This window comes from Stenotrophomonas sp. SrG (assembly GCF_050031795.1).
Lineage (GTDB): Bacteria > Pseudomonadota > Gammaproteobacteria > Xanthomonadales > Xanthomonadaceae > Stenotrophomonas > Stenotrophomonas rhizophila_A.
The window spans coordinates 210,459-233,881 of sequence record NZ_JBNBBE010000002.1; the positions used below are offsets into that span (position 1 = coordinate 210,459).

Here is a 23,423-nt window from a genome sequence, read left to right on the forward strand (position 1 = left end):
GAAGCTACTTCGCCAGGTAGCTGGCGAGGTTGCCGATGTCCTGTTCGGAGAGTTGGGAGAAGGGCGGCATCAAGCCGCCGCCCTTCTTGATCTTGTCCTTGATCTGAGCCGCGTCCAGCCGCTTGGCGACATCGGTGAGCGCGGGGAATGTCGGCGGAACGCCGGCCCGGTTCGCACCGTGGCAGGCAATGCAGTGCGTCGCGTAGAGCTGCGCGCCGGCGGCGGGATCGTCCTTGGACCACGCGGCAGTTGCAAACGTGGCTCCACACAGAACCACGGCCATTGTCAGGATCGTTTTCAAGCAGGGCTCCTTGGCTGGCTAGCGCTGTGCGCTGGCGGGCAGGCGGGCGGTGAGGTGGCGGCGCAGGTAGTCTGCGCCGGTCTTGATGACGGTGGCCGGATCGCGCGGCTGGTCGTGTTCGACGATGTACCACTGCACCCCGGCAGCGGCGGCGGCAGGCAGGATCGCGTTCCAGTCCAGCACGCCCTGGCCGACGGCGGCAAAGCCGCCCTCGTCTTCGGCCTGGCCCTTGGGGGCATTGTCCTTGGCGTGCACCGCGAACACGTGGCCGCGGAACTTGCCCAGCATCACCACCGGGTCATGGCCGGCACGCGCCACCCAGGCCAGGTCCAGCTCGGTCTGCAGGTCGGGGCCGGCTGCGGCGAACAGCAGTTCCAGGCCGGTCTTGCCGCCGAAGTCGACCAGCTCGAAGTCATGGTTGTGGTAGGCCAGGTGCATGCCCTGGGCTTTCACCTGCGCCGCGATCCGGCCCAGCTCCTGGCCCAGGGCGGTCCAGCCGGCGGCATCGGTCGGCCGATCCTTCTTGTCCAGGTACGGCACCACCAGCGTGGTGTTGCCGATCGCGCGGTTGAAGGCCACCACGCCAACCAGGTCCTTGCGCAGATCGGCCAGCTGCACGTGGGAGGAAATCGCCCTGATCGAATAGCGGTCCAGCAGCTGCTTGAGTTCGGCGGCACTGACGTTCTGGGTGCCGACCGTTTCCACCGCGCCCACGCCCGCGTCGTGCACGATCTTCAACTGCTGGTCGAGCGTGCCGGCGTTGCGCAGCGTGTACATCTGCACCGCGATGGGCTGCTGTGGACCGGCCGCGTCCCCGGCGAAGGCGGGCAGGGCGGCGAGCAGCAGCAATGCGAGGGTGGTGGTCCGGCGTGCAGCAGTCTTCATCAAGAAATCCTCGTGGAGTTCAACCGATGGCGGTCCAGGCGCGCGACCTGGCCGACGCAATGACGCGGTCGACGATCAGCGCCGAACGCAGGCCGTCCTCGAAGGTAGGCAGGCCCTGCGGCCGCTCGCCGTCGATGGCGTGATAGGTGTCGGCGACGAACGCCTCGAAGCACTGGGCATAGCCCTGCGCGTGGCCGGGTGGCAGCACCGCCAGCCGGCGTTGTTCGGCACTGCCGGCGCCAGGGCCGCGCACGAAGGTTTCTTCGCGCTGGTCGGGCCGGCCGATCCACAGCCGCTCCGGGTCTTCCTGGTTGAACGCCACGCTGGCCGTGGCGCCGTCGATCTCGAACCAGAGGCGGTTGTGGCGGCCCGCCGAGACCTGGCTGACCGTCAACGAGGCGAGCGTGCCTGCGCCGGTCTTGAACATCGCCGCCGCCACGTCCTCACTGGTTACCGCCTGCATCGCGCCGCCCGCCGCTGGCGTGGTGAAGCTCTGCCCGCCCACCGCACCCCGCTCGGCCACCACGGTGGCGAACGCGGCGCTGACATCAACGAAGCGCTCGCCGCTGACCCATTCCACCAGGTCGCACCAGTGCGAGCCGATGTCGGCGAACACGCGTGAGGCGCCGCCCAGCGCCGGGTCCACGCGCCAGTTGTTGCTGGCCGGGTCCAGCAGCCAATCCTGCAGGTAGCTGCCGTGGATCAGGTGCAGCGGCCCCAGCTCGCCCTGCGCGATGCGCGCGCGTGCCTCGCGCACCACCGGGTGGTAGCGGTAGACGAACGGCACCGTGGCGACCAGCCCGGTCGAGGCAGCCAATGCCGCCAGGGCCTGGGCGTCTTCCAGCGTGGTGGCCAGCGGTTTCTCGCAGATCACGTGCTTGCCGGCTTCCAGTGCCGCCTGCGCCATGGCGCGGTGCAGGTGGTTGGGCGTGCACACGTGCACCACCTGTACCTGCGGATCGGCGACCACCTCTTCGATGTCACGATAGCCGCGCGGAACATTCCATGAGCGCGCCACTTCCTCTGCGCGCTGCGGCGATGAGGCGACCACGCCGCGGACCTCGGCACCGGCCAGCAGCGCCGCGCGACGATGCACGGCGGCGATCATGCCGGTGCCCACAATGGCGATTCCAAGCTTGCGCATCGTGTCGGCTCCTCAGTGCGTGCTGGGCGCGGCGGCAAGCGCCGGCCGGTCGCGGAACAACAACAGGAAGGCGACCAGCACCACCAGCGCCACGCCGGTCGGGAACAGCCAGATCCGCTGCCAGTCCGGGCCCGCCGCCGTGGTGTAGTGTTCCACCACCGCGCCGGACAGGAACGTGCCGATCAACATGCCCACGCCGTAGGTGGCCAGGGTGATGAAGCCCTGCGCGCTGCTGCGCGCGGCGGGGCCGGCATGCGCATCGGTGTAGATCTGGCCGGTAACGAAGAAGAAGTCGTAACAGATGCCGTGCAGCACGATGCCGATCACCAGCAGGGAGAAGCCGCCGCCCGCATCGCCGAAGGCGAACATCACGTAGCGCACCACCCACGCCGCCATGCCCACCGCCAGCATGGTCTTGACCCCCAGCCGCACGAACAGGAACGGCATGGCCAGCATCAGCAACACTTCGGACACCTGGCCCAGCGATTGCAGCCCGGCCGCGCCGCGCACGCCCAGGTCGTTGAGATAGGGGTTGGTGAAGTTGTAGTAGAACGCCAGCGGAATGCAGATGGCGATGGAGGCCAGGAAGAACACCAGGTAGGAGCGCGACTTCAGCAGCCGCAGCGAATCCAGCCCCAGCACCTGGCCCAGCCCAGCGTCGCGCTGCTGCGCCAGCGGCGGCGTGTGCGGCAGGGTGAACGCATACAGGCCCAACGCCAGCGATGCCATCGCCGCCATCCGGAAGGTCAGTTCAAGCGTATGCGCCTGTTCCCAGCCCAGCCAGCCGATCAGCACGCCGGCCACGATCCAGCCGACGCTGCCGGCCACGCGCACGGGCGGGAACTGCTTCTCCGGCGACTGCATGTGCCGCATCGCCACGCTGTTGGCCAGCGCCAGCGTCGGCATGAACAGCAGCATGTAGCCCATCACGAAGCCGAAGAACGTGTTGAAGTCCGTCGCCGTGGACGCCAGCCACATCAGCACCGCACCGGCCAGGTGCAGGACCCCGAGAATGCGCTGCGCCGCGAAGTAGCGGTCCGCGATCAGCCCGACCAGGAACGGCGCCACGATGGCGCTGATGGACTGGCTGAGGAAGGCCGTGGCCACCTGGCTGGCGCTGGCCTGGAGCGGGCCCTGCACCAGGTACGTGCCCAGGGTCACGAACCATGCGCCCCAGATAAAGAACTGCAGAAACATCATCGCGCCCAAGCGCGACATGGCGTGCCTCATGGCTTGCCCTCCCAGGCGGTTATGGCTCAGATACCCAGCATGCGGCGCAGCGATGCAGGATCCGCACCGCTGTCGGCAAAGTCGTCGAAGGAACGCTCGGTCACGCGGATGATGTGGTCGCGGATGATGGCGGCGCCCTCACGTGCGCCGTCTTCCGGGTGCTTCAGGCAGCACTCCCACTCCAGCACCGCCCAGCCCGGGAAATCGTACTGCGCGAACTTGGAAAAGATCGCCTTGACGTCGATCTGGCCGTCCCCGAGCGAACGGAACCGCCCCGGACGATCGATCCAGTCCTGGTAGCCGCCATACACGCCACTGCTCGCACTGGCGCGGAACTCCGCGTCCTTGACGTGGAAGATGCCGATGCGCGGATGGTAGCGGTCGATGAAGCCCAGGTAGTCGATGTGCTGCAGCAGCAGGTGGCTCGGGTCGTACAGCATCTTCGCGCGGGGATGGTGGTCCACCACGTCGAGGAAGCGCTCGAAGGTCGCGCCGTCGTGCAGGTCCTCGCCCGGGTGGATCTCAAAGCACAGGTCCACGCCGCAGGCGTCGAAGGCATCGAGGATCGGGCGCCAGCGCCGGCCAAGTTCGGCGAAGGCCTCTTCCACCAGACCCGGCGGGCGCTGCGGCCAAGGGTAGAAATAAGGCCAGGCAAGCGCGCCGGAGAAGGTGGCATGAGCGGTCAGCCCCAGTCGCTCGCTGGCCTTGGCGGCCATCAGCAGCTGCTCCACGGCCCAGGCCTGGCGGGCGGCCGGATTGCCGCGCTTGTCCGCTGGCGCGAAGCCGTCGAACAGGCTGTCGTAGGCGGGGTGGACGGCTACCAGCTGCCCCTGCAGGTGAGTGGACAGCTCGGTGATCTGCACGCCATGCCCGGCCAGCATGCCGGCGATATCGTCGCAGTAGGCTTGGCTGCGTGCAGCCTCGGCCAGATCAAACAGGTGCGGCGCGCTGGTGGGGACCTGTACGCCAGAATAGCCCAGGCCGGCCGCCCACCCGGCCAGCGTGTCCAGCCGGTTGAAGGGCGGTGTGTCGCCGATGAACTGTGCCAGGAACAGCGCCGGACCCTTGAGCGTCTTCAACGTGATTCACCCCGATGCAATCGATTGCATTACCCTAGCAGGACGTTCCGCAAAACCTGTTGTGCACTGCACAGCGACACGAAGAACCCAACATCCATGGCAACCATCTACGACATCGCAAAGCACGTCGGCGTTTCCGCAGGCACGGTGTCGCGGGCGCTTTCGCGGCCGGACAAAGTCCTGCCGGCCACGCGCACGCGCATCGAGCAGGCCGCCGCCGCGCTGGGCTATGTGCCCAACACGGTGGCCCGGACGCTCAAGACCCAGCGCAGCGGCAAGATCCTGGTGACCGTGCCGGACATCGCCAATCCCTTCTTCGCCCAGATCCTGCAGGGCGCGGAGGAAGCGGCGCAGGCGGTCGGGTATGCCGTGCTGCTCGGCGATACCCAGCATCGACCCGAGCGCGAAGAACGCTACGCGCAGATGCTCCGCCGCAACGAAGCCGACGGCATGATCGTGCTGGGCCATCGCCTGCCGCCGACCGCACGCGCGATCGTGCAGCAGCAGGGCACCAACGCGCCGGTGGTCAATGGCTGCGAGTTCGATCCCGCACTGGGCATCCCCAGCGTGCACATCGATAACGCCGCCGCCGCGCGGGCGGTGATGGACCACCTGTACGGTCTGGGCCACGAGCGGATCGCCGTAGTGGGCGGGCCGCCCGACAATCCCCTGCACCAGCAGCGTCTCGAAGGGGTGCGGGCCGCCAGCAAGGCACGCGGTCGCCTGCGCCACCTGAGCGTGGTGCCGGGGGATTTCTCCGTGGAATCCGGCCATGCGGCAGCCATGGCGCTGCTGGCGGGCGCGACCGTGCCGAGCGCGATCTTCTGCTTCAGCGACCAGATGGCGCTGGGTGTGCTGGCGGCGTGCCGAGACCTGGGCATCCGCGTGCCCGATGCGCTGTCCATCGTCGGGTTCGACGATCTGGCATCGTCCAGCTACCTCACGCCTGCATTGACTACTGTCCGCCAGCCCATGCGGGAGATCGGCGAGCGCGCGGTCAACCTGCTGCTCGCCATCATCGAAGGCGTGGATGTACCGCTGCAGCAGACGCTTGAGTTCCGCTTGATGGTGCGGGGTTCGACCGCAGCACCGATGTAGAGCCACGCCCAGCGTGGCTTCGTGGTGCCTGATCGGAGAGCAGCCACGCAGGGCGTGGCTCTACGGGGCGCCGAGAGATTCGGCAGGCGCGCGTTGCGACGGTCGGTGCGTGCCGCCTTGGCTACGCCGGTTTCTTCGGAAACACTTCCACGCTCACTTCCTCGATTTGAGCATCGGCAGGCATGCCGCGTCGGGCAGTGCCAGCCTGCCGGGGTAGTACGTAGGCTAGGTGCTGGCGCGGTTGACCTGCGGCTTCCAATCCGCAACGCGGCTCAGTAAGGATGCGCTTTCCCGCAGGCCAGCACGTGGTTGTAGTCGCTGGACATGCATTGGTAGAAGGCGCGCTTGTTGCCGTCGGCCGCTTCGCAGTCGGCCGTGGTGAGCTGCGGCAGCAACGCACGCAATGGGGCCGCGGAGGCATTGAACTGCTCCGGCTCGAGGTAACCGCCGCGGACGTTTTTTTCGCCCACTTCCAGCATGGTTTCCACGCCGTACCGCGCGTTCTTGACGGCCTTGGCGCAGTTCAGTTCGTTCTCGCCATCGCGCACCTGGAGCAGCTGCCGGGCAATCTGGTCCGCATCGGCCACCGCGCGGTCGCGGGCGCTGGGCGCGGCGGTCGTGTCATCGGCGGCAGCCACCACCGGGCCCAGCGCCAGCAGCAGGAGTACCGCCGCCGCGCGGCCGGTCCAGCGGGTCGAAAGGTTGGGCATGCGGTGACTCCATGGCGGGAACGCGCGATGATACCGCGCCCCTGTGCTGGGGTACCTCGTTCGCAGTTCCTCCTGCCAACCTCTGGAATCCACCATGATGCGATTCGTCTTGTGCGTGCTTTCGCTGTTTGCGTTCGTTGCCCCCGTCGGGGCCCGGGATTTCGTCAAGAAGAGTGCCACGCAGTCGGTCGCTCTCCCGGAGCCCGACAAGGCGCAGCTGATCTTCCTGCGCCCGTCCTCGCTGTTCGGCGGCATGTACACCATGTTGAGTGAAGTAACCCCCGAGGGTGACCGTTTCATCTCGGCCATCGGTGGAAAAGACAAGGTGGTGTATTCCACGGCCCCCGGCAGGAAGATGTTCGTCTCCAACGACGGCATGCGCGTGCATTTCATGGACGCCGACCTGGAGGCCGGCCGGCGCTACTACGTACTGGTCCGTCCCGTGTATGGCAATGGCTACCAGCTTCGGCCGATCCGGCGTGATGGGGACAGCGACTACAGCATGGACAACCCGGATTTCATCAACTGGGTCCGGCAGAGCCGGCGCGTGGAGGCATTGGGCAGCGAGCCGCCGATGCCGGCGAGGGCCCTTCCGCAGCTGGCAAAGGCCCGTGAGCTGGGCTGGGCCAGCTGGCTGGCAAAGACCTCGGCCGAGCATACCGAGCTGACCCTGGAGCGCGCCGACGCTGTTGATCGGTAATGCCCCGGGTCATCGCCAGCCTGCCCGTTGATGGGCAGGCTCCACTCAGCGCGTGCTGCCTGCCGCCACGCCGCTGCCTTCGCTTTCCGTCGCGGCCAGTGCACGCCACCACGGCGTGCCGGCATGCGGCGCGGAAAGATCCAGGCGTTCGCCCATTTCCGGCGTGGACAGCGCGATGCCCCGCTGCGCGGCCAGCGCGCTGACCCGCTCGAACGGTTCTTCCCAGCGGTGCATCGCCAGGTCGAAGGTGCCGTTGTGGATGGGCACCAGCCACTTGCCGCGCAGGTCCTGGTGTGCCTGCACGGTCTGTTCCGGCTGCATGTGCACGAACGGCCACTTGGCGTCATACGCACCGGTTTCAACGAAGGCGACATCGAACGGCCCGTAACGTTCGCCGATGCGCTTGAAGCCGTTGAAATAGCCGGTATCGCCACTGAAGAACACGCGCAGCTCATCGTCCAGGATCACCCACGAGGCCCACAGCGTGCGGTTGCCATCGCGCAGCCCGCGGCCGGAAAAATGCTGGGCCGGGGTGGCGGCGAAACGCACGCCATCGACCTGGGTTTCTTCCCACCAGTCCAACTGCACCACGCGGTCCTGCGGCACGCCCCAGTCGATCAGGCGGTCGCCCACGCCCAGCGGAGCCAGGAACACCTGTGCACGCGTTGCGAGGTACTTGATGGTCGCGCGGTCCAGGTGGTCGTAATGGTCATGCGAGAGCAGCACGCCACGGATGGGCGGCAGGTCCTGCAGCGCGATCGGCGGGGCGTGGAAACGCTTCGGGCCCATCCACTGCACGGGCGAGGCGCGCTCGGAGAACACCGGGTCGGTCAGCCACCAGCCACCGCGCAGTTTGATCAGCAGGGTGGAGTGGCCCAGCCGGTACATGCTGCGGTCCGGCGCTTCGGCCAGCGCCTGCGCGGTAAGCGCGCGCACCGGCGGCGCCTTGGGCGGGGTGGTGCCCGGCGGGCGGTTGAACATGAACTCCCAGAACAGCTTGAGCGTGGCGCCGAAGGACTCCTTCGGTTTGGCGGCCACGTTGGTGAACTGGTCATCGGCGCGTTGCGGCGAAGTGTCGTAAGAGGCGATAGGCACGGTAAAGGTCATCCCGATCAGAACGGTGAGGGCGAAGGCGACAGCGAGTACAGGCAGGATGCGCATGCGTCTCCTTGGTCTTGTGGATGAGTGCGCAGGCACTCATTCATTGGTGGCGAAAAAATCAACGTTGAATGCCCTTCCAGAACAGGTCAAAACCGGCCTGCTGCAGGGTGTCGCGTTGCTCGGGCTGGGCGGCCATGGCCTCCAGCGTGGTTTCCAGCAGGCTGATCAGCACCCGGCCCAGGTAGAACGGAATGCGCTCCGGGTCGATATGGCGGGCAAGGCTGGCTTCCAGGGTCTGCAGCGTGGTGCCGAACAGCCCCGCGCAGTGGGTGCGGGTGCAGTCGGTGATGCGTTCGGACACCTTCAACTGGCGCAGTGCCATGCGGTCGATCGGATGCGCCGCACCCCAGACCAGCAGCGCGTTCCATACATGGTGCAACTGTTCGCGGACCTCGGCATTCGCCGGGAAGGTCCCACCAACCGCCAGCGCCAAGCGCTCTTCCAGGCGCACGAACAGCGCATTGAGCAGCGCGTCCTTGGTCTCGAAGTAAGTGAACACCGTGCCCTCGGCGACCTTGGCTGCCTTGGCGATCTGCGCGGTGGACGCACCCACGCCCTGTGCCGCCACCAGTTGGGCGGCAGCAGCCAGGATCGCATCTCGTTTCGCTTCGCTGAGGGGGCGGGCCATGACGGGCTATAAGTGAGTGATCACTCATTTATAGGGCGCGGGACGCAAGGATGCAAGGGGCTGCCGGTCAGGATGGGGCGGCCGTTCAGCTCGCCCCATCGCCGTGCTCGGCACGCTGCTGACTCGGCACGCGCGCGTTGAAATTGATGGGAGGGCGGTCTATAAGGCGGTCAGGCACCTGCATGGGCATCGACGTGGCGACCACCCGACGCAAAGCAGTTCCCGACCCATCCACCGGCACGCCGCGCCTGCTGGCCGGTGGCAATCCGCAGATTCCGAAGGGCGAGGGCGATGCCCCCGTGCAGGCGTGGATAGCGGCTATACCCGACTGGAAGCGCGAAGCGGCCCGGCAGCTCGATGCGCTGGTCGTGGCAGCGGTGCCGGGCGTGCGCAAGGCGGTGAAATGGAACTCGCCGCTGTATGCCGCCGGCGATGACGGCTGGTTCCTGAGCATGCATTGCTACGCGCGCTACATCAAAGTGGCGTTCTTTCGTGGCAAGGCGCTGGACCCGGTGCCGCCGGAGGCATCCAAAAGCCAGGACACGCGCTACCTGCACGTTGTCGAGGACGTTCCACTGGATGCGAAACAGTTCACCCGCTGGGTGAAGCAGGCCAGCCGGCTTCCCGGCGAAAGGATGTAACCAATCCCCTTCTTTCAACGTTGATCAGGACCCGGTCATGCCACGTGCCAGCTCCCGCAGCAAGCCGATTTCCACCTCCACCGCGGCACCGGATGACGCCGCGCAGCAGATCGATGCAAAGATCGCCGCGCTGGACGACTGGCGCGGCAAAACGCTGGCGCAGCTGCGCAGCATCATCCACAAGGCCGATCCCGACGTGGTGGAGACCGTGAAGTGGCGCGGGGTGCCGGTCTGGGAGCACGATGGCATCCTCTGTACCGGCGAAACCTACAAAGCCGCGGTGAAGATGACCTTCGCCCATGGGGCCAAACTGGACGATCCGAAGGGACTTTTCAATTCCAGCCTGGAGGGCAACACCCGCCGAGCCATCGACGTGCATGAAGGCGAGAAGATCAACGAGGCGGCGTTGAAGGCCTTGATCCGGGCGGCGGTGGCCTTCAATACGGCCAAGGCAAAAGCGAAAAAATCCCCCTCTCGCTGAACCGCGCAACCCAGAATTCCATCACCTCGCGGTGGCACCTGTCGTCAACATCGGCAAAGATGGTGCGCTGCACGATCGCCGCTGGCGCGCGCGCATCCCCCCGGAACCTGGAATTGCCTGTGCTGAGTGTTGTTGGAGTAGTGCTTGCGTTGTATGTGGTGTGGCGCTTGATCTGGCCGCTGCGCGTGCCGGTCTCGGTACGTGGCCCGCTTGGCCTGCTGGTGCTGGCGCTGGCGCTGCACCACCGGATCGTGGCGCGGTTTGCCGGCACGATGGCCTCGCCGGAGATTCCCAAGGCGGCCCTGGTGGTGCTGGGCAGCGGTTTCACCGCCCTGCTGCTGGTGGCGGTGTTCCTGCTGGTGCTGGACGCCCTGCTGCTGGGCGCGCGCCTGCTGAAGCTGCCGCGCGCTGCCGATGCCCTGCGTCGCAGCTGGCTGCGGCCAGCGGCGGGCGGGCTGGCCCTGGTGCTGGGCATCTGGGGCGTGCAGCAGGGCATTGCCGTGCCGCAGACCCGCCAGATCGAGGTGACCATTGCCGGCCTGCCGCAAGCGTTCGATGGCTATCGCGTGCTGCAGCTCACCGACATCCACGCCAGCCGCCTGCTCACCGGCGACTGGGTGGCCAAGGTGGTGGCAGAAAGCAACGCGCTGAAGCCGGACCTGGTGGTGATCACCGGCGACCTGGTGGACGGCAGCGTCGCCGCCCGCGCCAACGATGTACGCGCGCTGGGCCAGCTCCACGCCCCGGACGGGGTGATCGCGATCACCGGCAACCACGAGTATTACGGCCAGTATGCGCAGTGGATGCCGGCATTCCGCGCGCTGGGCATGCAGGTGCTGGAGAACAGCCACACCCGGGTCAAGCGTGATGGCGCGGTGCTGACCATTGCCGGCGTCACCGACCCGGTCGCGGCCCGCTACGGCCTGCCGATGCCGAACCTGAAGGCAGCACTGGCGGGCGCCGATTCCGAGGCGCCGGTGATCCTGCTCGACCATCGCCCGGGGGAAGCGCGCGCCAACGCGGCGCAGGGCGTGCAGCTGCAGCTGTCCGGGCACACCCACGGTGGCCACATCGTCGGCATGGACCAGCTGGTGAAGCGGGCCAACGGCGGGTACGTCTCCGGACGCTACGACGTGGACGGCATGACCCTGTACGTCAGCAACGGCGCCGGCCTGTGGCCGGGCTTCGCCGCGCGCATCGGCGTGCCGTCGGAGATCACCCTGGTGACGTTGCGGGCGCGGTAGACAGCGTGCCGACCACCGGTCGGCAGCTGGCGTGCGTGGTGGCCTGCGCCAGTTCGGGGGCCAGCGCGTGGGCTACGGCCATGCGCAGCATGGCGGGGCTGATGTGGCGGCGATGCACGTGGTCGATGGCCGCCATGTAGAGGCGACCGAAGCGGTTGTGGGTGCGCACCCGAGTACCCAGTGCAATCACTGCCGCGCCGTCCGCATGCAGCTGCACCCGAACGCAGGAACGGAAGCGAAGGTGGCGGTCGTCCGCACCCAGCAGCACTTCGGCGCTGCGGTCGGTTGCGTCCACGCGCTGTGCATGGACCGGGAAACGACCGGCAAAGAGCGTGCTGCGGTCGGTCGAAAGCAGCGAGGAGACCGGGCAACCCAAGGCTGAAGTGCGCAGATGAAGCGGCGCCACCAGTGCATTTCGCAGTGCCATCAAACGGCCCACGCTGGGCGGTGGATTGAGCACGAAGCCTTCCAGCAGCGCTTCCAGCACCACGCTGGCCGAACGGCTTGCCACGCTGTGCGCGGGCAGCACCAGCGTGTTGTAGTCCTGGTGGTCGACGCGGTCGGCGAGCGCCCCGTGCAGCAGCGAATCCGCCGGCGGGGCGGGCAGCGCCTGCACCGGATGCCGCGCAGCGCTGCGGCCGATGTAACCCTGCGCCGGGCGCAGCCGCGCCAGCCACGCGCGCAGTGGGCCGACCAGGTCGCGTGTGCGCGCGCACAGGCCGGCCAACGCCGAACGGGCCGGCGACTGCAGCGACAGGCTCACCACCGGAACGCGCGACAGGTCGGCCTGGTCCAGCAACAACTGCAGCGTCTGCGGCAGTGTATCGGTCAGGGACGGAATGTCGGCGCTGTCCGCATCGATCTGCGCGCGCTGCGCCTCGGTCAACGCCCCGCTGCGTTCGTTGGCATGGCACGAGAGCGCGAACAGCGCCGGGTGGCGTGGGTGGCGCGACACGAACTGGTGCCAGGTGCCGCTGCCGAAGCGCACCGTGAACAGGCAGTCAGGCGGGATGTCCACGCAGCGCAGCGCATGCAGGAACGCAGCCGGGTCACGCTGCAGCTGGGCATCGGACGCGGTGGAAAAACGCAGCTGCGCACCGCCGCTGCCGGCGATGGCGGTGAACATGCGGGGCCCGGCATGGCGGTGGAACGGATGCCCCTGGCGCCCGACCGAGAACGAGTACAGCGACGACGCATCGTCGTGGGCCAGGTGCATGCCGCCGAGCCGTGCGGAGGGCTCGTCCAGCGCATCCACGAAGGCCGGATGCGCGGCCTGGCGAAGCCCGGCATCACGCAGCAGCTGGTCGCCGGCACCGATCCCGAGCTGGGTGATCAAGGCCACTTCCACCGGGCTGCCATCCCCGTACGAAGGCAGGCTGATGCTGGGGAACGAACGACTCACGCGGTGGGTGTCCAGCATGCCGGTCTCCTGGTGGCAGGGCTCAGGTCGAAGGGGTGGGTTTGCGCTTGGCGCGTGCGCGGCTCTCGCGCTGCAAGGGGCCGCCAACCGGGCAGACTTCGGCGGCCCAGGCGAACAGGGTGTTGGTCAGGCGGTCGGGCACCTGGCGGAAATACACGAACTGGCCGCGCTTCTCGCGTTCGATCAGGCCGGCATCTTCCAGGATGCGCAGGTGGCTGGACAGCGCCGGCTTGCTGAAATCAAAGCGTTCGCCCAATTCGCCCGCAGTGAGCTCGCCACCGTTGAGGTAGGCCAGGATCTGGCGGCGGGCGGTGGAGGCCAAGGCCTCGAAGATGCGGTCCATTCCGGTAGTTAATTAATTCGTTAACTAATCGTGCGTCGTGGCCCTGGGTCTGTCAAGTGCCGGGTGCCGCATCGCACCGTCACCACCGCGTAATACGCAGCGCTTACCTTGCGCCGCACTTCAGGGGTTGGGGCGGCACAGTGGCCGAGCAGGCAAGAGGGCGGCTGGCGCGGATGTTCGTGGAACACGCGCCGGTGCTTCGGGGGTTCTTCGTGCGCCGGGGGGCGCGACAGGACGCCGAAGACCTGGTGCAGGAGACGTACCTGCGTCTGCTGCGTGCGCATGCGGGGCCGGGCGAGTCCATCGCCAATCCCGAGGCGTATCTGTTCACCGTAGCGCTGAACCTGGCGCGTGAGCAGGCCAGCCGCAGGCGCTGGTCGACCCTGCCGATCGAGGACATCGAACAGCTGGGCCAGGGCCTGGCCAGCGGGGAATGCGTGGAAGATGCCGCCGAACGCGAACAACGCAGCCAGCGCCTGCAGGCGCTGCTGGCCACGCTGCCCGAGCACACCCGCGCCGTGCTGGTGATGCAGTACCGCGACGGGCTGAGCTACAAACAGATCGCCGAGCGCCTGGGTGTTTCCCCGCACATGGTGAAGAAGCACGTCGTGCGCGGGCTTGCCGTGTGCCGGCGCGCGATGGCCGAGCGCGAGGTGCTGCGATGAGCGCACCGTCGCTGCACCCCTCCGCGTTGACCCAGACCGCCGCCCACTGGCATGCGCTGCAACGCCAGGGCGATGTGACGCCCGCGCAGCAGCGCGCCTTCATGGACTGGCTGCTGGTCTCGCCCGAGCACCTGCGCGAGTACCTGGTGATCAGCGAAACCGCGGGCGCGCTGGGGGAGGCGCTGCGCGCGATGCCGATCGACCTGGACGCGCTGCTGGCGGCGCCGGCAGCGCAGGGTACGGGCGATAACGTCGTGCAGCTGCCGGCTCGCGCGCCGCGTGCGGCCGCGCCCGCGCCGGCCCGACGCCGGTGGCTTCCTGGCATCGCTGCCACAGCCGCACTGCTGCTGGCGGTGGGCGTCGGCACGCCGCTGGCGTGGCCGCATACCACCCGCTATGTGGCCGCCCATGGCACGCCGCGCCAGATCGAGTTGTCCGACCACAGCGTGCTTCATCTCAATGCCGAGAGCGAAGTCTCGGTGCGGATGAGCCTGCTCGGTCGACGCGTTGAACTGGAGCGAGGCCAGGCCAGCTTCGTGGTCGCGCCGGACCGCCGGCCGTTCGCCGTGCATGCTGGCGGCCTGCAGGTGACCGACATCGGCACCACCTTTGATGTCTCGCTGCTGCGCGAGCAGGCGAGGATCGCGGTCAGCGAGGGCCGCGTACAGGTGCACGGTGATGGCGGCCGCGGACGCCTGCTGGCCGATCTGTCGGCGGGCAAGGTGGCCCAGGTGGACTATCGCGACCAGCGCGTGCAGCTGCGCGATGAGGACGCGGCCAGCATGATCGCGTGGTGGCAGGGCCGCATCGTGTTCCGCGACGAGCCCCTGCGCGAAGTGGCCGACCGCTTCAACCGCAGCAACACCCTGCGCCTGCGCGTGAGCGATGACGCCGGCGCACTTCGCCTGACCGGCAACCTGCGCGCCGATGACCTGGGTTCGCTGCGTGCGTTCCTGGACCAGCAGCCGGCGCTGGTCATCCAGCAACGTGCCGATGGCATCCACGTACGCATGCGCGACGTGGCCGAAAGCGTTGTCAAAAAAAATTCATCGAATTAGCGGTGCCCGATCCACGCCTTGCCGCGTCGTAGTTGGGGAACGCCACCGCCATTCCCTCACTGGATCCCACGATGCGCTGCACTCTGTTCCTTTCGATCGCCCTTGCCCTGCAGGTCACCGCGACGGCTACCGCTGCAGAACCGACCCGGCTTGCCGCCGATGCCATCGCCTCGCAGCCGCTGGACATGGCACTCAACGCGCTGTCGCGCCAGACCGGCCTGCAGTTCGTCTACAACGCGCAGGTGGCGGGGAACCCGCGCACCCCGGCGGTGCCGGCGGGCCTGAGCGCGGAGGCGGCGCTTGACCGCCTGCTGGCCGGCACCGGGCTGCGCTACCGCTACCTCAATGCCGGTACGGTTACCATTGAAGCCGCGACGGCGGGCAGCGAGCCCACCTCCGGCGTGGTCGCGCCGATGGCGGCAGCCGAGGCCGGGGCTGCCCCGCTGCAGGCTTCTGCGGGCGCAGGCGCCGCGCCCGGCGCGCAGAACCTGGAAACCATCCAGGTGACCGGAAGCTACAGCCGCAGCCTGGAACAGGCGGTCGACCTGAAGCGCAACAACATCGGCTTTTCCGATTCCATCGTCGCCACCGACGTGGCCGACTTTCCGGAACAGAACCTGGCCGAAGCGCTGCAGCGCGTTCCCGGCGTGACCATCGAGCGCAGCAAGGGCCTGGGCACCAAGGTCAACGTGCGCGGCCTGCCGTCGGAATACACGTACGTATCGATCAACGACCTGGCCACAGCTTCGGGCAGTGGTGGGCGTGACGTGGAATTCGACATGTTCGCCTCGGAGATCATCCAGCAGGTCACGGTGCAGAAGTCGCCCACCGCCGCCGACGAAGAGGGCGGCATCGCCGGCTCGGTGAAGATCACCACCGCGCGACCGTTCGATTACAACGAGCGCAAGCTGGTGCTGTCGGCCGAAGGCGCACACAACAGCATTTCCGAAGAAGTCGACCCGCGCTTCGCCTTCCTGGCCGCCGATACCTGGGGCGACTGGGGCGGCCTGGTGTCGTACTCGCAGTCCAAGCGCACCAACCGTACCGACTCCACCTCGGGCATCAACTTCCGCCCGATGTCGCGTTTCCTGGGGGCGTCCGGCACGCGCGGTACCCAGGCCCAGGCCGTGCTGGCCCGCGACGCCGGGGTGAACATCGCCAACCGCACCGACACCGATGAAACCAATCGGGTGGTCTTCCAGGACAAGGTCGGCGACCGCGTCTACCTCAACGAGCAGGACAAGTGGGGCGCCACCGCGTCGCTGCAGTACAAGCCCAGCAGCAGCTTCAGCCTGACGTTCGACGCGATGCTGGGCGGCTACGATTCGACCGAGGACGAGTACGACGCGGCGGCCTATTCGGCGTCCAGCCGCAGCACCCTCGACACCATCCACGAATACGACGCCAGCACCCTGTCCGAGTACGGCATGGTGGTGCTGCGCGATGTGTCCTACACCGCCACCCAGCACGAGATGCTGAGCAAGGAGCGGATCAACAAGACCGATTACAGCCAGTACAGCGTTGCGCTCGACTGGAAGGGCCAGGACTGGTACATCGATGCCATGGCCGGCTATTCCGGCGCGGAGAAGACCTCGGACTTCTCCAACCTCAAGCACGTCGCCTACGCGCCTTCGCGCACCCGCTGGACCGGCCGCAGCGGCGAAACCATCCCCAGCACGCCGGGCGGCTTCGACATGTACAACGCCTCGGACAAGTACCTGTTCGAAGCCTACGAAACCACGTTGGAGAAGGTGGACGACGACAAGTACGCCGCCCAGGTCAACGTGACCCGCATGCTGGACCTGGCCTTCCTGCCGGCCTTGCGTGACCTGAAGTTCGGGGCGCGCTACACCGACCGCTCCAAGCAGCGCGAGTATGGCGAGCTCAAGATCACCGGGCCGACCGCCGGCAGCAGCGCCTGGGTCAACACCCGCACCCTGGCCGACAGCCCGCTGCAGTGGATCGGCGACATCGTTCCCGGCGGCGACTACACCATCAAGGACCTGGACTGGCAGCAGGTGTCCAACGACTACGCACGCCGCGCCTTCCGCTACGACGGCTTCTACACCCCCTTCGACGCCGGCCAGTTCTACCAGGTCGATGAGAAGGTGGCGAGCGTGTACGCGATGGCGGATTTCGCCTTCGATATCGGCCAGGTGCCGGTCAACATCAACGCCGGCGCGCGCTATGTCGATACCAGCGTCACCTCGTTCGGCTACCACCCGATCCAGCGGCCCGATGGCAGCACCGGCTACACCGATACCCCGGTGTCCAAGGACGGCAGCTACGACGACCTGCTGCCCAGCTTCAACATGACCGCCGAACTGGCCCAGGGCCTGCTGCTGCGTGCGGCCGCGTCCAAGACCATGATGCGCCCGGCGCTGACCGACATCGCCTACAAGCGCACCGCCAGCTGGAGCTCGTACCGCTTCACCGATGGCAACCCGGAACTGAAGCCCACCTACGCCAAGCAGTGGGAAGTGGGCCTGGAGAAGTACCTGGACAACGGCGCGCTGTTTGCCGCTTCCTACTTCCGCAAGAACATCGACGGCGTGGTGATCAACTCGCTGACCGGCGTGGTCGAGGATGTGGCCGTGTACAACGCCAACGGCACCCTCAACGGCATCTTCGATTTCGACGTGTACCAGCCGGTGAACGCCAAGGGTTCCTACCAGGTGGACGGCGTGGAGCTGGTGGCGCAGCTGCCACTGGGCATGTTCCACCCCATGCTGGAAGGCTTCGGCGTGAATGCCAACTACACCGTGCTGGACAGCTCGCTGGCCGGTGAGTCCGACCTGGGCATCCGCACGCCGATGCCGGGCCTGGCCGAGAAGACCTGGAACCTTACTGCGTACTACGAAAATGACCGGTTCGACGCGCGCGTGTCCTACAACCACAAGGACGAATACGTGGAATCGATCGGCTATGACATGTACCCGATCTGGCGCGATGCCTATGGCCAGATGGATGTGTCGATCGGCTACCGGATCACCGACAACATCAAGGTCAGCCTCAAGGGCATCAACCTGACCAACGAGATCACCAGCGGCTACACCATGGATCCGTCCTTCCCGACCATGTACGAAGCCTCGGGCCGCCGCATCAGCCTGGGCCTGCGCGCCGACTTCTGATCATGCAGACACTTCTTCTACTGGCGCTGCTTGCGGCGCCGACCACGGCGTCGCCTGCCGATCCTGATGCCGGTCGCGACTGGCAGCCTGGTGACCACCACGTGCACAGCGAATGGAGCGTGGACTGGGACCGCAGCACCACGCCGCCCACGCCGATCCGTGGCGGCGACTCGTCCTACACCCGCAGCCACAACGCCGAACGCGCGCGGCACTTCGGGCTGCGCTGGATGGTGCATACCGACCACGGCGGCCCCGGCCACTCGGCGGTGACCCGCGATCACGCCTATCCTGCGCTGCTGCAGGCCCGGCAGGACGTGCCCGAGGTCATCCAGTTCAACGGCATGGAGTTCGATGTGCCGGCCGGCGAACACGCCTCGCTGGTCATCGCTCCAGGCACGGGCGAAGCCGAACAGCTGGTGACGATCGAACGCCACTACAGTCGCGGTGAACCGCTGCAAGAGGGCAGCCGCGATACCCACCAGCACATGCTGGATGCGTTGGTTCACATGCGGGGGCTGCGTCCGCTGCCGCTGATGCTGATCAACCACCCCTCGCGAACCGCCACCGGGGTGGGGCAGTGGGGCGAAGTGGAGCCCGCTGAGCTGAAGGCGTGGCATGCCGCTGCGCCGCAGGTGCTGGTCGGCATGGAAGGCGCGCCCGGGCACCAGGCTACCCGCTCCGAGCGCGGCCTGTACCGGAATGCGGAAGCGCCGACCTTCGGCGGCTTCGACCAGATGACCACGCAGGTCGGCGGCGTCTGGGACCAGATGCTGGCCGACGGTAGCCGCTTCTGGATCACCGCCAGTTCCGATTCGCACGTGAACCAGCGCGACGGGGGCAGCGACTTCGATCCGGGTGAGTACAGCAAGACCTATGTCTGGGCACGCCCGGAGGCCGATGACATCCTCGGCGGCGTGCGCGCCGGGCGCATGTTCGCGGTGACCGGCGACCTGATCGACGCATTGGAGCTGACCGTGCAGGCGGCCGATGGCAGCGGTAGGGTGGGGCGCATGGGCGAGGGCGTGACCGTCGCAGCGGGTATGCCGATGCGCGTGCAGTTGCGGGTGCGAACGCCGGACAGCGCCAATGCGATCGGGCGACATCCGGCGCTGCGCCAGCTGCAGCTGATCGTCGGCAGTGGCACCGGCCAGGCGCCCAGGATGCAGACCCGGCGCTTTACCGCCAAGGAGTGGAAGCAGGAAGGTCCGTGGTATGAGGTGACGTGGGAACTGCCGGCGCCGCCCAGCGGCGGATTCGTACGTGCACGCGGCAGCAACACGGATGAGCCCACGCCAATGGCCGACATCAAAGGCGAAGATCCCTGGCAGGACCTGTGGTTCCATTCCAACCCGGTGTTCATCGGCAACATCCCACCGCCGTGAACGCCGCGACAGGGCACCTGCACGATCCGGTCACGGCCCCCCGCCGAGTCTGGCAGTACCCGATTCCCGCACGGATACCGCCATGACCACGCTCACCCTGCACGACCTGGCCAAGAAGATGGCCGGCATTGACTTCACCATGCTGCAGACCTACGCCGACAACGGCGAGATCGCCGGCCGCCCGATGAGCAACAACGGTGATGTCGATTATGACGGTGACAGCTGGTTCTTCTCGCTGGACAGCACCGACATGGTGCGCGAGCTGCAGGCCGAGCCCAAGGCCGCGCTGAGCTTCGTCGGCAGCAAGGGTCTGCTCGGCAAACCGCCGTTGTTCGTGTTCGTGCAGGGCAAGGGCCGGATCATCCGCGACAAGGAAGTGATGCGCGAACACTGGCAGAAGAGCCTGGAGCGCTGGTTCGAACAGGGGGTGGACACCCCCGGCCTGGTCCTGATCCACGTCCACGCGCACCGCATCCATTACTGGGACGGTGAAGACCAGGGCGAGATCCAGGTCTGAGGAACGTCGGACATGCCTGCCTCCTCCGGGCCGCGGGTCGGCTGCGCAGGCTGGTCCCTTCCGGGCCGCTACGCTGACCTGTTCGGCCCCGGGGAGAGCATGCTCGCGCGCTACGCCACCCGGTTTCCGGTAGTGGAGATCAACTCCTCGTTCTACCGGCCGCACAAGCCCGGCACCTACGAGCGTTGGGCGGCCAGTGTGCCGCCCGGCTTCCGCTTCTCGGTCAAGATCCCGCGCACGATCTCCCACGATTCGGCGTTGGTCGGCGTGGGGCCGTTGCTTGACCGCTTCCTCGATGACTCCAGCGCGCTGGGCACCAAGCTGGGTGGCCTGCTGCTACAGTTGCCGCCCTCATTGGGGTTGGATACCCGCCGCGCCTCGAGCTTCTTCCGCGCGCTGCGCCGGCGCAGCGGGGTGCCGCTGGTGTGCGAGCCGCGCCATGCCAGCTGGTTCACCGACACAGCCGACGCGTTGTTGCTGCGCTACGGCGTCTCGCGGCTGGGGGCCGATCCAGCGCGTGTGCCGGCGGCGGCCCAACCGGGCGGTGCACCGACGTGGCGCTACTGGCGCTGGCACGGCGCACCGCGGATGTACTACAGCGACTACGACGACGCGGCATTGGACGCGCTGGCCGCGCAGGTGCGCCATGCACGTGGACCCCGCTGGGTCATCTTCGACAACACCGCGCACGGCTTTGCCGTTGCCAACGCGGCGCGCCTGCAGGAGCGGTTGCATGCCTGAAGGTCCTTCCATCGTCATCCTGCGCGAGGCGGCGGCGAAGTTCCGTGGCAAGACCGTGCGCCGGGCGCTGGGCAACAGCTCCCTGGATCTCACCCGCATGGAGGGGCGGCGCGTGATCGCGCTGCGCAGCTGGGGCAAACACTTCCTGATCGAGTTCAGCGGCTTCAGCCTGCGCGTGCACATGCTGATGTTCGGCAGCTACCGCATCGACGAACGCAAGCCATCGCCCCCGCGTGTTTCGCTGCAGTTCGACAACGGCGAGCTGAACATCTACGCCTCATCGCTGAAGTACATCGAGGGCAAGCTGGACGAAACCTACGATTGGCGCACCGACGTGATGAACGATGCGTGGGACCCGCGCCTGGCCCGGCGCCGGCTGAAGCAGCAGCCGGACACCCTGGTCTGCGATGCACTGCTGGACCAGGAGCTGTTTGCCGGCGTCGGCAACATCATCAAGAACGAAGTGCTTTTCCGCCAGCGGGTGCACCCGGAAAGCACGGTGGGAGCGTTGCCGCCGCGGGTACTCGGCCGGGTCATTGCCGACGCCCGCGCCTACAGCTTCCTGTTCCTGGAATGGAAGCGCGCCTTCGAGCTGAAAAAGCATTGGCAGATCCATACCAAGCGGACCTGCCCGACCTGCGGCGGCCCGGTTTCCAAGACCTACCCCGGCAAAAGCCGTCGGCGCACTTTCTTCTGCCCCAATTGCCAGATCCGATACTGAGTGAAGGACGGAAACCGCCCGTCCTGTAGGATGGGTGCGTCCCACGCCGTTTCGCGCGTCCTGCGCGGCCACTTGCGGTCGCCCGCTTCGCTCCCCTTTCGAGCCGTCCGCCACCGGGGTGGGCCGGCTCTCCGTGTTTCATGGAGCGCACATGCCGGGCTATACCACCCGCATTCTCACGGTTGCCGTCAATGGCCACGAGTTCCGTATTCGTGCCCTGAGCGACCTGCAGCAGTTCGCCGATCCCACCGGCCGCGCCGAACGCGTCGGTATCCATTCCTCGCTGTGGAGCCTGTTCGGCCAGGTCTGGCCCGCCGGCCGGGTGCTGGCCGAGACCATGAGCCAGTACGACGTGGCCGGCAAACGCATCCTGGAACTGGGTTGCGGGCTGGGCCTGTCCAGCCTGGTGCTGGCGCATCGTGGCGCCAACGTGGTGGCCAGTGACCACCATCCGCTGGCCGAATCGTTCCTGGCCTACAACGCCGGGCTCAACGACCTGCCGGCCGTGCATTACCGCGACCTGCCCTGGGAGATGCCAGATACGTCACTGGGTCGGTTCGATCTGATCATCGGCAGCGATGTGCTGTACGAGCGGGGCCACGGCGTGCAGATCGCCGCGGTGATGGAGCGCCACGCCAAGCCCACGGCCGAACTGCTGCTGACCGATCCCGGCCGCGGCAACCTCGGCGGCTTCTCGCGCGCCATGGCCCTGCAGGGGTATGAAGCGAGCGAAGAGGGGGGCTTCGGCGAGGATGAAAGCAGTTCGCCAGGGCGCGGACGCCTTCTGCGTTACGCCCGTACCGCGTAGGGCAACGCAGGGCGTGGCGCTACGACGACATGGTCTGCAGATCGTTTGTCGTAGGCTCCGAACCCATGACCAACCCACCGCCCGCCACACCCACCCGCTCCATGATCGTCGCTGGTCTGTCCACCGTGGTGGAGTGGTACGACTTCACCCTGTACCTCTACCTGGCCACGGTGCTGTCGCGGGTGTTCTTCGGCGGGGGCGACAACGCCCTGCTGACCACCCTGGCCGGCTTCGCGGTGAGCTACCTCATGCGTCCCCTCGGCGCGCTCTGCTTCGGCCACTTCGGTGACCGCTTCGGCCGCCGCTACATGCTGCTGGCCTCCATGGCCCTGATGACGCTGGCGATGCTGGCCACCGCGCTGCTGCCGACCTTCGACAGCATCGGCGCCACCGCCGGCGTGCTGTTGCTGCTGCTCCGCTGCGTCATGGCGTTCTCGGTAGGCGGCGAATACACCGGCGTCGTGGCGTACCTGCTGGAAAGCGCCCCCATCCGCCGGCGCGGGCTGGTGACCTCTCTCGCCTCCGCCGCAAGCGAAGTGGGTGCCCTGCTCGCCGTGGCACTCTCGGCACTGACCGTGGCGCTGCTCAGCAGCGCCCAGCTCGATGGCTGGGGCTGGCGCATTCCCTTCTTCATCGGTGCGGCCCTGGCCGGCGCGATCCTCCTCGCGCGCTCGACCATGCACGAATCGCCCGAATTCGAACGCCAGGTGGCCGCCGGCACGGTACCGACCTCGCCGATCCGCGATACCTGGCGCTACCATCGCGGCGCGGTCGCGCGCACCTTCGCCATCTCGGCGCTCGGTTCGATCACCTACTACGTGGGCATCACCTACGTGCCAGCGTTTCTCGGCTCGGCCAGTGACGTCGGCGAATCCCAGGCACTGTGGCTGTCCACCATCGCCGCCGTCGCCGTGATCGGCGTGACCCCGCTGGTGGGCGCGTTGTCCGACAAGGTGGGGCGACGCCCGGTGTTGATCGGGTTGGCACTGTTGTCAGCGCTGCTGCCGTTGACGATGTTTGGCGTGATGGCCACCGGCAGCGCGGTGCAGATCGCACTGGCCGCCGTGGTGCTGGCCTGCCTGGCCGGCGGCGTCAGCGCCGTCGCCGCGCCGGCCACCGCCGAACAGTTCCCCGGCGAAGGCCGGCTCAGCGGCCTGGCGCTGGGCGTGACCATGGCCACCGCCTTCTTCGGCGGCGCCACCCCGTTGTTGGCCGAACTGCTGGTGCGCCACACCGGCTGGGCGGCAGCGCCCGGGGCGATGATCGCCGCCGTCGCGCTGCTGGTATTGCCCGTTCTGTGGGGCCTGAGGGAAACGCGCCCGACCTGATTGCGCA

24 protein-coding genes are annotated in these 23,423 nt (G+C 67.5%); 14 read left to right on the forward strand and 10 right to left on the reverse strand.

Annotated elements, in window-relative coordinates; translation table 11 throughout:
• Positions 1 to 4: 4 nt before the first annotated feature.
• The 5 genes from ACQG3P_RS02945 to ACQG3P_RS02965 are packed head-to-tail and all read right to left on the reverse strand — an operon-like array spanning position 5 to position 4,639.
• The gene (locus ACQG3P_RS02945) at positions 5 to 301 is read right to left on the reverse strand and encodes a c-type cytochrome (protein ID WP_426804146.1); all 297 of its coding nucleotides are present in this window, start codon (positions 299 to 301) and stop codon (positions 5 to 7) included.
• A gap of 18 nt (positions 302 to 319) precedes the next feature.
• Complete coding sequence (locus ACQG3P_RS02950; protein WP_426804147.1) at positions 320 to 1,186, reverse strand: sugar phosphate isomerase/epimerase family protein; 867 nt, start codon at positions 1,184 to 1,186, stop codon at positions 320 to 322.
• A 19-nt stretch (positions 1,187 to 1,205) separates the two neighbouring features.
• A complete protein-coding gene (locus tag ACQG3P_RS02955) occupies positions 1,206 to 2,330 on the reverse strand; it encodes a Gfo/Idh/MocA family protein (protein WP_426804148.1) in 1,125 nt (374 codons plus the stop codon).
• Between the two features lie 12 nt (positions 2,331 to 2,342).
• The gene (locus ACQG3P_RS02960; RefSeq protein WP_426804149.1) at positions 2,343 to 3,560 is read right to left on the reverse strand and encodes a nucleoside permease; all 1,218 of its coding nucleotides are present in this window, start codon (positions 3,558 to 3,560) and stop codon (positions 2,343 to 2,345) included.
• 26 nt (positions 3,561 to 3,586) lie between these two features.
• Positions 3,587 to 4,639: a sugar phosphate isomerase/epimerase family protein gene (locus ACQG3P_RS02965; protein ID WP_426804150.1), complete on the reverse strand. Its 1,053-nt coding sequence runs from the start codon at positions 4,637 to 4,639 to the stop codon at positions 3,587 to 3,589.
• 96 nt (positions 4,640 to 4,735) lie between these two features.
• On the opposite strand from ACQG3P_RS02965, the gene ACQG3P_RS02970 reads away from it, so the two are divergent.
• The gene (locus ACQG3P_RS02970; protein WP_426804151.1) at positions 4,736 to 5,737 is read left to right on the forward strand and encodes a LacI family DNA-binding transcriptional regulator; all 1,002 of its coding nucleotides are present in this window, start codon (positions 4,736 to 4,738) and stop codon (positions 5,735 to 5,737) included.
• A 272-nt stretch (positions 5,738 to 6,009) separates the two neighbouring features.
• Here the strand turns inward: ACQG3P_RS02970 and ACQG3P_RS02975 are convergent, their stop codons facing one another.
• Positions 6,010 to 6,447, reverse strand: a complete 438-nt coding sequence (locus ACQG3P_RS02975) for a hypothetical protein (RefSeq protein WP_426804152.1) — start codon at positions 6,445 to 6,447, stop codon at positions 6,010 to 6,012.
• A gap of 94 nt (positions 6,448 to 6,541) precedes the next feature.
• Here ACQG3P_RS02975 and ACQG3P_RS02980 point away from each other — a divergent pair, with 94 nt between their 5' ends.
• The gene (locus ACQG3P_RS02980) at positions 6,542 to 7,147 is read left to right on the forward strand and encodes a hypothetical protein (RefSeq protein ID WP_426804153.1); all 606 of its coding nucleotides are present in this window, start codon (positions 6,542 to 6,544) and stop codon (positions 7,145 to 7,147) included.
• Between the two features lie 45 nt (positions 7,148 to 7,192).
• On the opposite strand, the gene ACQG3P_RS02985 is transcribed toward ACQG3P_RS02980, so the two are convergent.
• Positions 7,193 to 8,308, reverse strand: a complete 1,116-nt coding sequence (locus ACQG3P_RS02985; protein WP_426804154.1) for an MBL fold metallo-hydrolase — start codon at positions 8,306 to 8,308, stop codon at positions 7,193 to 7,195.
• A gap of 58 nt (positions 8,309 to 8,366) precedes the next feature.
• A complete protein-coding gene (locus ACQG3P_RS02990; protein ID WP_068850026.1) occupies positions 8,367 to 8,936 on the reverse strand; it encodes a TetR/AcrR family transcriptional regulator in 570 nt (189 codons plus the stop codon).
• A gap of 182 nt (positions 8,937 to 9,118) precedes the next feature.
• On the opposite strand from ACQG3P_RS02990, the gene ACQG3P_RS02995 reads away from it, so the two are divergent.
• The 3 genes from ACQG3P_RS02995 to ACQG3P_RS03005 all read left to right on the forward strand — a co-directional run bounded on the left by ACQG3P_RS02995 (position 9,119) and on the right by ACQG3P_RS03005 (position 11,302).
• On the forward strand, positions 9,119 to 9,577 hold the full coding sequence (locus ACQG3P_RS02995; RefSeq protein ID WP_217536748.1) for a DUF1801 domain-containing protein: 459 nt from the start codon (positions 9,119 to 9,121) through the stop codon (positions 9,575 to 9,577).
• A gap of 37 nt (positions 9,578 to 9,614) precedes the next feature.
• Complete coding sequence (locus ACQG3P_RS03000) at positions 9,615 to 10,058, forward strand: DUF1801 domain-containing protein (RefSeq protein ID WP_426804155.1); 444 nt, start codon at positions 9,615 to 9,617, stop codon at positions 10,056 to 10,058.
• A gap of 119 nt (positions 10,059 to 10,177) precedes the next feature.
• Positions 10,178 to 11,302 (forward strand): metallophosphoesterase, encoded by a 1,125-nt coding sequence (locus ACQG3P_RS03005; RefSeq protein WP_426804156.1) that lies wholly within the window; start codon positions 10,178 to 10,180, stop codon positions 11,300 to 11,302.
• On the opposite strand, the gene ACQG3P_RS03010 is transcribed toward ACQG3P_RS03005, so the two are convergent.
• Complete coding sequence (locus ACQG3P_RS03010) at positions 11,274 to 12,722, reverse strand: DUF2867 domain-containing protein (RefSeq protein ID WP_426804157.1); 1,449 nt, start codon at positions 12,720 to 12,722, stop codon at positions 11,274 to 11,276. The two genes, ACQG3P_RS03005 and ACQG3P_RS03010, sit on opposite strands and share 29 nt — an antisense overlap.
• A gap of 22 nt (positions 12,723 to 12,744) precedes the next feature.
• Positions 12,745 to 13,065 (reverse strand): metalloregulator ArsR/SmtB family transcription factor, encoded by a 321-nt coding sequence (locus tag ACQG3P_RS03015; RefSeq protein ID WP_068850041.1) that lies wholly within the window; start codon positions 13,063 to 13,065, stop codon positions 12,745 to 12,747.
• 173 nt (positions 13,066 to 13,238) lie between these two features.
• On the opposite strand from ACQG3P_RS03015, the gene ACQG3P_RS03020 reads away from it, so the two are divergent.
• The 9 genes from ACQG3P_RS03020 (at position 13,239) to ACQG3P_RS03060 (ending at position 23,416) form a co-directional block, all read left to right on the forward strand.
• Positions 13,239 to 13,730: an RNA polymerase sigma factor gene (locus ACQG3P_RS03020; protein ID WP_426804239.1), complete on the forward strand. Its 492-nt coding sequence runs from the start codon at positions 13,239 to 13,241 to the stop codon at positions 13,728 to 13,730.
• Positions 13,727 to 14,788 (forward strand): FecR family protein, encoded by a 1,062-nt coding sequence (locus tag ACQG3P_RS03025; protein ID WP_426804158.1) that lies wholly within the window; start codon positions 13,727 to 13,729, stop codon positions 14,786 to 14,788. The genes ACQG3P_RS03020 and ACQG3P_RS03025 overlap by 4 nt, the downstream gene beginning before the upstream one ends.
• 71 nt (positions 14,789 to 14,859) lie before the next feature.
• The gene (locus ACQG3P_RS03030) at positions 14,860 to 17,919 is read left to right on the forward strand and encodes a TonB-dependent receptor (protein WP_426804159.1); all 3,060 of its coding nucleotides are present in this window, start codon (positions 14,860 to 14,862) and stop codon (positions 17,917 to 17,919) included.
• A gap of 2 nt (positions 17,920 to 17,921) precedes the next feature.
• Positions 17,922 to 19,301 (forward strand): hypothetical protein, encoded by a 1,380-nt coding sequence (locus ACQG3P_RS03035; protein WP_426804160.1) that lies wholly within the window; start codon positions 17,922 to 17,924, stop codon positions 19,299 to 19,301.
• 82 nt (positions 19,302 to 19,383) lie between these two features.
• Entirely contained in the window at positions 19,384 to 19,818 is a 435-nt protein-coding gene (locus tag ACQG3P_RS03040) for a pyridoxamine 5'-phosphate oxidase family protein (RefSeq protein ID WP_426804161.1), read from the forward strand.
• A 12-nt stretch (positions 19,819 to 19,830) separates the two neighbouring features.
• The gene (locus ACQG3P_RS03045; protein ID WP_426804162.1) at positions 19,831 to 20,559 is read left to right on the forward strand and encodes a DUF72 domain-containing protein; all 729 of its coding nucleotides are present in this window, start codon (positions 19,831 to 19,833) and stop codon (positions 20,557 to 20,559) included.
• Positions 20,552 to 21,280, forward strand: a complete 729-nt coding sequence (locus tag ACQG3P_RS03050; protein WP_426804163.1) for a DNA-formamidopyrimidine glycosylase family protein — start codon at positions 20,552 to 20,554, stop codon at positions 21,278 to 21,280. Before ACQG3P_RS03045 ends, ACQG3P_RS03050 begins: the two co-directional genes overlap by 8 nt.
• Before the next feature lie 151 nt (positions 21,281 to 21,431).
• Positions 21,432 to 22,088, forward strand: coding sequence for a class I SAM-dependent methyltransferase (locus ACQG3P_RS03055; protein WP_426804164.1), 657 nt, complete (start codon positions 21,432 to 21,434; stop codon positions 22,086 to 22,088).
• 65 nt (positions 22,089 to 22,153) lie between these two features.
• The gene (locus ACQG3P_RS03060; protein WP_426804165.1) at positions 22,154 to 23,416 is read left to right on the forward strand and encodes an MFS transporter; all 1,263 of its coding nucleotides are present in this window, start codon (positions 22,154 to 22,156) and stop codon (positions 23,414 to 23,416) included.
• Positions 23,417 to 23,423 lie beyond the last annotated feature (7 nt).

Bases quoted from the DNA above. Each gene is read 5' to 3' on its own strand.
- ACQG3P_RS03035 (WP_426804160.1), top strand. From the start codon at position 17,922: ATGCAGACACTTCTTCTACTGGCGCTGCTTGCGGCGCCGACCACGGCG.
- ACQG3P_RS03060 (WP_426804165.1), top strand. From the start codon at position 22,154: ATGACCAACCCACCGCCCGCCACACCCACCCGCTCCATGATCGTCGCT.
- ACQG3P_RS03045 (WP_426804162.1), top strand. From the start codon at position 19,831: ATGCCTGCCTCCTCCGGGCCGCGGGTCGGCTGCGCAGGCTGGTCCCTT.
- ACQG3P_RS03040 (WP_426804161.1), top strand. From the start codon at position 19,384: ATGACCACGCTCACCCTGCACGACCTGGCCAAGAAGATGGCCGGCATT.
- ACQG3P_RS03000 (WP_426804155.1), top strand. From the start codon at position 9,615: ATGCCACGTGCCAGCTCCCGCAGCAAGCCGATTTCCACCTCCACCGCG.
- ACQG3P_RS02995 (WP_217536748.1), top strand. From the start codon at position 9,119: ATGGGCATCGACGTGGCGACCACCCGACGCAAAGCAGTTCCCGACCCA.
- ACQG3P_RS02950 (WP_426804147.1), bottom strand. From the start codon at position 1,186: ATGAAGACTGCTGCACGCCGGACCACCACCCTCGCATTGCTGCTGCTC.
- ACQG3P_RS02990 (WP_068850026.1), bottom strand. From the start codon at position 8,936: ATGGCCCGCCCCCTCAGCGAAGCGAAACGAGATGCGATCCTGGCTGCT.
- ACQG3P_RS02955 (WP_426804148.1), bottom strand. From the start codon at position 2,330: ATGCGCAAGCTTGGAATCGCCATTGTGGGCACCGGCATGATCGCCGCC.
- ACQG3P_RS02985 (WP_426804154.1), bottom strand. From the start codon at position 8,308: ATGCGCATCCTGCCTGTACTCGCTGTCGCCTTCGCCCTCACCGTTCTG.
- ACQG3P_RS02975 (WP_426804152.1), bottom strand. From the start codon at position 6,447: ATGCCCAACCTTTCGACCCGCTGGACCGGCCGCGCGGCGGCGGTACTC.
- ACQG3P_RS02960 (WP_426804149.1), bottom strand. From the start codon at position 3,560: ATGAGGCACGCCATGTCGCGCTTGGGCGCGATGATGTTTCTGCAGTTC.
- ACQG3P_RS02980 (WP_426804153.1), top strand. From the start codon at position 6,542: ATGATGCGATTCGTCTTGTGCGTGCTTTCGCTGTTTGCGTTCGTTGCC.
- ACQG3P_RS02970 (WP_426804151.1), top strand. From the start codon at position 4,736: ATGGCAACCATCTACGACATCGCAAAGCACGTCGGCGTTTCCGCAGGC.
- ACQG3P_RS03020 (WP_426804239.1), top strand. From the start codon at position 13,239: ATGTTCGTGGAACACGCGCCGGTGCTTCGGGGGTTCTTCGTGCGCCGG.
- ACQG3P_RS03050 (WP_426804163.1), top strand. From the start codon at position 20,552: ATGCCTGAAGGTCCTTCCATCGTCATCCTGCGCGAGGCGGCGGCGAAG.
- ACQG3P_RS03055 (WP_426804164.1), top strand. From the start codon at position 21,432: ATGCCGGGCTATACCACCCGCATTCTCACGGTTGCCGTCAATGGCCAC.
- ACQG3P_RS03015 (WP_068850041.1), bottom strand. From the start codon at position 13,065: ATGGACCGCATCTTCGAGGCCTTGGCCTCCACCGCCCGCCGCCAGATC.
- ACQG3P_RS03025 (WP_426804158.1), top strand. From the start codon at position 13,727: ATGAGCGCACCGTCGCTGCACCCCTCCGCGTTGACCCAGACCGCCGCC.
- ACQG3P_RS03010 (WP_426804157.1), bottom strand. From the start codon at position 12,722: ATGCTGGACACCCACCGCGTGAGTCGTTCGTTCCCCAGCATCAGCCTG.
- ACQG3P_RS03030 (WP_426804159.1), top strand. From the start codon at position 14,860: ATGCGCTGCACTCTGTTCCTTTCGATCGCCCTTGCCCTGCAGGTCACC.